The organism is Bradyrhizobium sp. Y36 (assembly GCF_002531575.1).
Lineage (GTDB): Bacteria > Pseudomonadota > Alphaproteobacteria > Rhizobiales > Xanthobacteraceae > Bradyrhizobium.
Map to the genome: position 1 here is coordinate 406,515 of NZ_NWTI01000004.1, position 7,649 is coordinate 414,163.

At 65.5% G+C, this 7,649-nt stretch carries 8 protein-coding genes; 2 read left to right on the forward strand and 6 right to left on the reverse strand.

The window, feature by feature from the left end:
• The first annotated feature begins 124 nt into the window (after window positions 1–124).
• A complete protein-coding gene (locus CO669_RS10725; protein ID WP_097659792.1) occupies window positions 125–478 on the forward strand; it encodes a DUF1236 domain-containing protein in 354 nt (117 codons plus the stop codon).
• Between the two features lie 252 nt (window positions 479–730).
• On the opposite strand, the gene glyS is transcribed toward CO669_RS10725, so the two are convergent.
• The 6 genes from glyS to CO669_RS10755 all read right to left on the reverse strand — a co-directional run bounded on the left by glyS (window position 731) and on the right by CO669_RS10755 (window position 6,401).
• Window positions 731–2,830, reverse strand: a complete 2,100-nt coding sequence (glyS, locus tag CO669_RS10730) for a glycine--tRNA ligase subunit beta (RefSeq protein WP_097659759.1) — start codon at window positions 2,828–2,830, stop codon at window positions 731–733.
• Window positions 2,830–3,765: a glycine--tRNA ligase subunit alpha gene (locus CO669_RS10735; protein WP_097659760.1), complete on the reverse strand. Its 936-nt coding sequence runs from the start codon at window positions 3,763–3,765 to the stop codon at window positions 2,830–2,832. The genes glyS and CO669_RS10735 overlap by 1 nt, the downstream gene beginning before the upstream one ends.
• 231 nt (window positions 3,766–3,996) lie before the next feature.
• A complete protein-coding gene (locus tag CO669_RS10740; RefSeq protein WP_097659761.1) occupies window positions 3,997–4,188 on the reverse strand; it encodes a hypothetical protein in 192 nt (63 codons plus the stop codon).
• Window positions 4,189–4,293: 105 nt separating this feature from the next.
• Window positions 4,294–5,202: a S49 family peptidase gene (locus CO669_RS10745; protein WP_097659762.1), complete on the reverse strand. Its 909-nt coding sequence runs from the start codon at window positions 5,200–5,202 to the stop codon at window positions 4,294–4,296.
• Between the two features lie 214 nt (window positions 5,203–5,416).
• Window positions 5,417–6,181 (reverse strand): tRNA1(Val) (adenine(37)-N6)-methyltransferase, encoded by a 765-nt coding sequence (locus tag CO669_RS10750; protein WP_097659763.1) that lies wholly within the window; start codon window positions 6,179–6,181, stop codon window positions 5,417–5,419.
• Window positions 6,174–6,401 carry a putative signal transducing protein gene (locus CO669_RS10755; RefSeq protein ID WP_097659764.1) on the reverse strand — a complete coding sequence of 76 codons (228 nt, stop codon included), beginning with the start codon at window positions 6,399–6,401 and terminating at the stop codon, window positions 6,174–6,176. Before CO669_RS10755 ends, CO669_RS10750 begins: the two co-directional genes overlap by 8 nt.
• Before the next feature lie 133 nt (window positions 6,402–6,534).
• On the opposite strand from CO669_RS10755, the gene CO669_RS10760 reads away from it, so the two are divergent.
• Window positions 6,535–7,542: a polyprenyl synthetase family protein gene (locus CO669_RS10760; RefSeq protein ID WP_026202916.1), complete on the forward strand. Its 1,008-nt coding sequence runs from the start codon at window positions 6,535–6,537 to the stop codon at window positions 7,540–7,542.
• Window positions 7,543–7,649 lie beyond the last annotated feature (107 nt).

The following is a 7,649-nucleotide window of genomic DNA, read 5'->3' on the forward strand; positions in this document are numbered from 1 at the left end:
AAACTGCCTGAAATTGCCTCTGATGCGGCGGCCCTTTTCCCGGAACATTGCCAAGGGTGCATGCATTGGCCAACCGGTCGCGCCATTGACGCGTCCGAAAAAAATCACGTCGAAGGAGTTGTCCATGCGGAACAGGATTCTCGCTCTTGCAACGATCGCGGCCGCGATCGGCTCGCCCCTTGCGGCGCAGGCGCAAAGCGGTGTCACCGTCGGACGCGCGCCTGCCGTCGTCGACAGCGCTCCGACCATTGCCGTCGAACAGCGGCCGGCCTTCCGCGAATATGTCGTCGAACAACGTGTCCCGCCCTTCCGGATTCCGGATCGCGTGGTGGTCGGTTCTACGTTACCGGAGACCGGCATTACCTATTATGACGTGCCGCAGCGCTTCGGTGCCACCACCTATCGCTACACCGTCGTGAACGGCGAGACCGTTCTGGTCGAGCCGCGCTCGCGCCGCATCGTCGAGGTGCTGGACTGAGACCGACCAACTGACATCGACTAGATGTCCGGCGCGTCACTTCAGGCTGGCGCGAGCAGTATGATCGGACATCAGGCCCCGCCCGGTCTTCCCCCCGCCGGGCGGGGCATTTTTGTGTTCTTGTCATTCCGGGGCGCACGAAGCGCGAACCCGGAATCCATCGTGCCGCGCGTGATGAGGAGAAATGGATTCCGGGCTCGCCCCAAGTGGGGCGCCCCGGAATGACAGCGGTGTTTGAAGCGCGAGCGCGCCTCAATCCTGGATCTTCGAGAAATCCGCGACCGCACGCGTGGCGCTGCGGATCTCGTTCAGGAGCTTCAGGCGGTTCTCGCGCACCTTCGGATCATCATCGTTGACCCGGACTTTTTCGAAGAACGCATCGACCGGCGGACGCAGCTTTGCCATCGCGCTCATGGCGGCGGCAAAGTCTTCCTTGGCGACAGCGGCACTTGCGTCCGCCTTCACCTCGCCGATTGCCTTCGCCAGCGCCTTCTCCTCGTCGAGCCCATAGAGCGCAGCGTCCGGCGCGCCATCGAAGCTGCGCTTGTCCTTCTTCTCCTCGATCCCGAGGATGTTGCTGGCGCGCTTGATGCCGGCGAGCAGGTTCTTGCCGTCGTCAGTATCGAGGAACTTTCCGAGTGCCTCGACGCGGCGGACGATCATCAGCAGGTCGTCCTGGCCGCCAAGCGCGAACACGGCGTCGACGAGATCGTGCCGCGCGCCCTGCTCGCGGAGCTGGACTTTCAAGCGGTCGGCGAAGAAGGCGAGCAGATCGCTCGGGAGTTTCGAGACATCGGCGGGCTTCACCGACAGGCCGGCGAGCGCGGACGCCGCCACCTTCATCAGCGACAGCCGCAGTGCGTTCTCGGCGATCAACCTGATGACACCGAGCGCGGCCCGACGCAGCGCATACGGATCCTTGCTACCCGTCGGCTTCTCGTCGATGGCCCAGAAGCCCACGAGCGTGTCGATCTTGTCGGCAAGCGCGACCGCCACGCTGACGGGATCGGTCGGCACGCGATCCGTCGGCCCTTGCGGCTTGTAGTGCTCCTCGCAAGCGGCGGCGACAGAGGCATCCTCGCCCTGCGCCAGCGCGTAATACTTGCCCATCAGGCCCTGCACCTCGGGGAATTCGCCGACGACCTCAGTCAGCAGGTCGGCCTTCGCCAGATGCGCAGCGCGCGTCGCCTTGCCGACATCGGCGCCAACCAGCGGCGCGATCTCCGCGGCGAGCCGCTCGATGCGCTTGATGCGCGCGGCCTGCGTGCCGAGCTTCTCGTGAAACACGATCTGCTCGAACTTCGGCAGCCGCTCCTCGAGCTTGGTCTTGAGGTCGGTCTCGTAGAAGAACTTTGCATCCGACAGCCGGGCGCGGATCACGCGCTCGTTGCCGGCGATGATGGTCGCCCCGCCATCGGTCGCCTCGATATTGGCGACCAGGATGAACTTGCTCGCGAGCTTGCCCGTCTTGGGATCGCGCACCACGAAGCACTTCTGGTTGTTGCGGATGGTGGCGCGGATCACTTCCGCGGGCGTCGCCAAGAATTCCGGCTCGAACGAGCCCATCAGCACGACCGGCCATTCGACCAGGCCGGCGACCTCGTCGAGCAGGTTCTGGTCTTCGACGAGCTCGAAGCCTTGCGCGAAGGCGAGCTGCTTGGCGTCGGTGAGGATTGCGTCCTTGCGCCTGTCAGGGTCGAGCACGACCTTGGCGTCGAGCAGCTTCGCCTCATAGTCCTCGAAGCGGCGCACTTGAATGGCACCTGGCGCGAGGAAGCGATGACCGTAGGTGGTCTGGCCGGTCTCGATGCCGTCCACCTCGAACGTCACGACATCGGGCTCTTCGGTCTCGAGCCCGAAGGTCGCGGTGATCGCGTGCAGCGGACGCACCCAGTTCAGCGAGCCGGGCTTGCCCGAACGCGCGCCCCAGCGCATCGATTTCGGCCAGGGGAACGTGCGGATGATCACGGGCAGGATTTCCGCGAGCACGTCGATCGCATCGCGGCCGGGCTTCTCGATCAGGCCGATGTAGAAATCACCCTTGGGGTCGCGCTGGATCTTGGCTTCATCGAGCGACTTCAACCCTGTCGCCTTCAGAAAGCCCTGCACGGCCGCATCGGGCGCGCCGACCTTGGGTCCGCGGCGCTCGGTCTTGAGGTCGGGCTGGCGCGCGGGGATGCCGTGCACGGTGAGCGCGAGGCGGCGCGGCGTCGCAAACGCCTTCGCGCCCTCGTAGACCAAGCCTTCGGCAACGAGCTTGTCGGTGACCATGCGGCGCAGATCGTCGGCCGCCTTGGCCTGCATGCGTGCGGGGATCTCTTCGGAGAAGAGTTCAAGCAAAAGATCGGGCATCAGGCCGCTCCGCCCGCTTCAGTATGGATCCAGGCCTCGCCGCAGGCTTTTGCCAATTCGCGAACGCGCAAAATGTAGCTCTGCCGCTCCGTAACCGAGATCACGCCGCGCGCGTCCAGGAGGTTGAAGACGTGGCTGGCCTTGATGCACTGGTCATAGGCCGGCAGCGCCATCAGGTGGGCCTCGCGCTTCTCATCCTTCCAGCCGGCGTCGAGATACTTTTTGCAGGCCGCTTCCGCCATCTTGAACTGCTCGAACAGCATCGCGGTGTCGGCAATTTCAAAATTGTGCTTCGAATATTCCCGCTCGGCCTGCAGGAAGACGTCGCCATAGGTGACCTTGGCATCGCCGTCGCGGCCGTTGAAGTTGAGGTCGTAAACGCGGTCGACGCCCTGCACATACATCGCGAGCCGCTCGAGCCCGTAGGTGAGCTCGCCCGCAACCGGCGAACATTCGACACCGGCGACCTGCTGGAAGTAAGTGAACTGGCTGACTTCCATGCCGTCGCACCAGCATTCCCAGCCGAGACCCCAGGCGCCCAGCGTCGGGCTCTCCCAATCGTCCTCGACGAAGCGGATGTCGTGCACGGCGGAATCGATTCCGATCGCGGCCAGCGACTTCAGGTACAGTTCCTGAAGGTTCGGCGGCGACGGCTTCATGATCACCTGGAACTGGTAGTAGTGCTGCATCCGGTTCGGGTTCTCGCCGTAGCGGCCATCCTTGGGCCGGCGCGAGGGCTGCACATAGGCGGCGTTCCACGGCTTCGGCCCGAGCGCGCGCAGCGTGGTCGCCGGATGGAAGGTGCCTGCGCCCATTTCCATGTCGTAGGGCTGCAGGATCACGCAGCCCTGCTCGGCCCAGAACCGCTGGAGCGCGAGGATGAAGCCCTGGAACGAGCGTTCCGGGCGCATATGGGCGGGCAATGAGGCGTCCATCGTCAGATCAGGCTCTCGCGGGGGTTTTGAATCGCGCGGGACCGTATCGACGGCGGGGGTGGGAATCAAGGCAAAGGGGGCGGATTCGGGCCGAACGCCCCATCCTCAGGGACGGTGCCGTAGGGTGGGCAAAGGCGCTCTTGCGCCGTGCCCACCATCTCTCCCGGATTACGGCGCGGCGGTGGGCACGCTTCGCTTTGCCCACCCTACGGCAGCGGTCAATGGCGCCAGCTAACCCGGCCGGTAGGCTCCGGTCACGGGATCACGCTTCAGTTTCTGGATATCCCCCATATGGGCGGCCTCGGCGACGCGCGACAGGCGCATCTCCTCCAGCTCCTGGTTGATCCTGACAGCGGTCTTGTAGGCCCAGCGGACCACGGCAAGCCCACCCAGCACGCCCGCGAAAGCGACGAACGGCGGCATCGGTCGATCCTTGTCTAGTGCTCAGCCCCCACATGCATTCTCGCGCAGTCGGGGCCGCGCCGCAATTGGCTCGGCGAGAGACCAAATGGCGCGGCAGGGCTTCGCCTAGAACCCGAATTTCGCCCAGATCGCCCGCGTCTCCACCGCCGAGATCAGCTCATCCGGCAGCCCGGCCATTGATTCCATGGCCGAAAGTTGCCCCGCGCCGGGCGATTTCCGCCCCAGAAGGCCGGACAGCAGCCCGGTCGGCTGCGCGATCACGGGGGTGAGAACCTTCTCGCCATAGCGGGCACGAAGAGTTGAGCGGAGATCGCCGATGCTGTCGGCGAGCCCCAGCGCGATCGAGCTCTCGCCGGCCCAGTACTCGCCCGTGAACAGGGTATCGTCGGAGCCCTTGAGGCGCGCACCGCGGCTCTCCTTGACCAGCGCAATGAAGATCTGGTGGATCTCGCGCTGAAGCGCCTTCAGCTTGGCGACGTCGTCGGGGTTTTCGGGAAGGAACGGGTCAAGCATCGCCTTGTGCGCGCCAGCGGTATAGAGCCGCCGCTCGATGCCGAGCCGCTTGATCGCGTCCTGGAAACCGAAGCTGCCGCCGACCACGCCGATCGAGCCGAGGATCGACGAGGGATCGCAGATGATCTCGTCGCCGGCGCAGGCGATCATGTAGCCGCCGGACGCCGCGACGTCCTCGACGAACACGAGCACCGGCAGCTTCTTCTCCGCCGCGAGCTGCTTGATGCGCAGATAGATCTGGCGCGACTGCACCGGCGAGCCGCCGGGCGAGTTGATCACCAGCGCCACCGCCTTGGCGTTCCGCATCGAGAACGCCCGCTCCAGCACCTTGGCGACACCTGCGAGCGTCATGCCCGGGCGCAGCGGCGTCACCGCGCCGATCACGCCCGACAGCCGCACCACCGGCACGACTGCGGTGCCGGGGCGGAAGCGCGCCGGCAGATATTGCACGAGCTTGTCGGCCAGGCCGGAACTCTCACGATCGTTCAATTGTTCGGCCATGCCGTTACCTCTGATTAACCATTTCTTATCACGCGACTGTCATTGGAAGTGCCTGGAACGTGTTTTGCAGATTTTCCGCCCGGGGGCTGCAATGGCGCAGCGGAGAACACCATGAAAATCTACCTGCTGATGCTGCTGATCGGTGCGCTGTTCATGGCGATCCGCCTGACCACTCCGCAAGAGCAGCAGTCGGAATCGCTTCCGCAGTAAGCCGTCACGGTTCCACCAGCGGCAAGGCCGCTCTCCCCTCCAGAATCTCCCTCATCTCGTTTTTCGATGCGCCTGACTCGTCGTTGAGCATGAGGCCCGGCAGCAATCGCGTCGGGGCCCGGCCGCCTTTGACCGCACGCACCAGCACGCGGATCGCGGGCCGCCCCGCCTCGCCGTGAACCGGCAGGATCGCGAGGCTGCCGAAGCCCCGCGATAGCGCCGCGAGGACGTCGGCGATTCCATCTGCGCGCCAGATCAGTGTCAGCACACCATTCGATCGGAGGATGCGCCGAGCTGCATGCACCCACGCATGCAGAGTCTCCTCCGTCGCCACATGCGCGCTGTGACGCAGCTGATCCGGCGAGCCGCGATGCCGGGTCGGATCGTTGAACGGTGGATTCATCAGCACCACGTCGACGCTGTCGGGCGACAGTCCATGTGACGCAAAGGCCTCGGCGTCGGCCGTGACGTCGAGCACGATGGTCTCGGCGGCAATCGCATTCACCGCCGCGTTGTCGCGCGCAAGCCCCGCCAGCTCCGGATCGATCTCGACCAGGCCGAGCCTGATACCGGGGATGCGGCAGGCCAGCGCCAGCCCGGCCGTGCCGATACCGGCGCCGAAATCGACCACGCGGTCCCCTGCCCGGGCCTCGGTCGCGGCTGCAAGCAGGATGGCGTCATGCCCGGCGCGATGGCCGCTCCGCTTCTGCCTCAGCCGCAGTTGCCCCCCGAGAAAGGCGTCCTCGGTAATATTTGCGGCTTCACTCATCGCCGCGCAATTCGTGGCTGAGGCCGGCCTCGGTGAGGAGCGCCCGCGCCTCCTGGGCGTCGTCCTCGTGAACCAGGATCCGCCGCGGCAAAATGCCGAGCGATCCCTCGATGATGCTCATGTTCTGATCCAGCACCAGATGATGGATGTTGGCGCCGTCGAGCAGCGCGCCGATCGCCGACACCAGCACGATATCGTTGGTCCGAACCAGTTCGCGCAAATCACGGGTCTCCTGCCTGAAAGGGGGGCAAGCGGCAAATGTCAATGGTTCCGCGGCACTTGCCGCATCCGCCTGCAGTTTCTATTGTCTTTCCGTCAGAATAGCCCTTCCGGGGCAAATATTGGAGACCGGCGTGGCCGTCATCGTACCTTTCGAAACTCCCGGCGCGTCGATCGAAGAGCTGGTGGCCCTTGTCGCCCCTGACATGGAGCGCGTCAACGCCACGATCCTGTCGCGGACCGGTTCGGACGTGACCATGATCCCGGAGGTCGCCAACCACCTGATCTCCTCCGGCGGCAAGCGCCTGCGCCCGATGCTGACGCTCGCCATGGCCAACCTCGCCGGCTACACCGGCGACGGCCACATCAAGCTCGCCGCCTCCGTCGAGTTCATGCACACCGCCACACTGCTTCATGACGACGTCGTCGACGAAAGCGAGATGCGGCGCGGCAAGCTGTCGGCGCGCATGCTCTGGGGCAACGAGGCGAGCGTGCTGGTCGGCGACTTCCTGCTCGGCCAGGCCTTCCGCATGATGGTCGAGGTCGGCTCGCTGCGTGCGCTCGACATCCTCTCCGCGGCCGCCGCCACCATCGCCGAGGGCGAGGTGATGCAGCTGGCCGCCGCCAAGAACACCGCGACCACCGAGGACGAATATCTCGCCGTGATCCGCGGCAAGACCGCCGAGCTGTTCGCAGCTGCCTGCGAGGTCGGCCCCGTCATCGCCAACCGCCCGAAGGCGGAGCAGACCGCCTGCCGCTCGGTCGGCATGAATCTCGGCATCGCCTTCCAGCTCGTCGACGACGTGCTCGACTACGGCGGCAAGAGCGCCAAGCTCGGCAAGAACACCGGCGACGATTTCCGCGAGGGCAAGATCACCCTGCCCGTCGTGCTCGCCTTCCGCCGCGGCAACGACACCGAGCGCGCGTTCTGGATCCGGGCGCTGGAACGCGGCGAGATCGGCGACAGCGACCTCGACCATGCCATCGGGCTGATGAACAAGCACCGCGCGCTCGAGGACACGCTGAGCCGCGCCCAGCACTACGGCGCCATGGCCGTGGACGCGCTGGCGCTGTTCCCGTCCTCGCCGATGAAGAGCGCGCTGGAGCAGGTGGTGGCGTTCTGCCTGGCACGGTCGCACTGAGCGACTGACAACCGAACACGCGATGTCGTCCCTGCGAACGCACTAGGGCATGCACAAATCTGGTTTGGCAGGAAGTTGCCGGGGGGATTCCCGAATCGGCACTTTGT

Excerpts from the sequence above, each read along its gene's own strand:
- CO669_RS10725 (WP_097659792.1), top strand. The coding sequence starts at position 125 with ATGCGGAACAGGATTCTCGCTCTTGCAACGATCGCGGCCGCGATCGGC.
- glyS (WP_097659759.1), bottom strand. The coding sequence starts at position 2,830 with ATGCCCGATCTTTTGCTTGAACTCTTCTCCGAAGAGATCCCCGCACGC.
- CO669_RS10735 (WP_097659760.1), bottom strand. The coding sequence starts at position 3,765 with ATGGACGCCTCATTGCCCGCCCATATGCGCCCGGAACGCTCGTTCCAG.
- CO669_RS10740 (WP_097659761.1), bottom strand. The coding sequence starts at position 4,188 with ATGCCGCCGTTCGTCGCTTTCGCGGGCGTGCTGGGTGGGCTTGCCGTG.
- CO669_RS10745 (WP_097659762.1), bottom strand. The coding sequence starts at position 5,202 with ATGGCCGAACAATTGAACGATCGTGAGAGTTCCGGCCTGGCCGACAAG.
- CO669_RS10750 (WP_097659763.1), bottom strand. The coding sequence starts at position 6,181 with ATGAGTGAAGCCGCAAATATTACCGAGGACGCCTTTCTCGGGGGGCAA.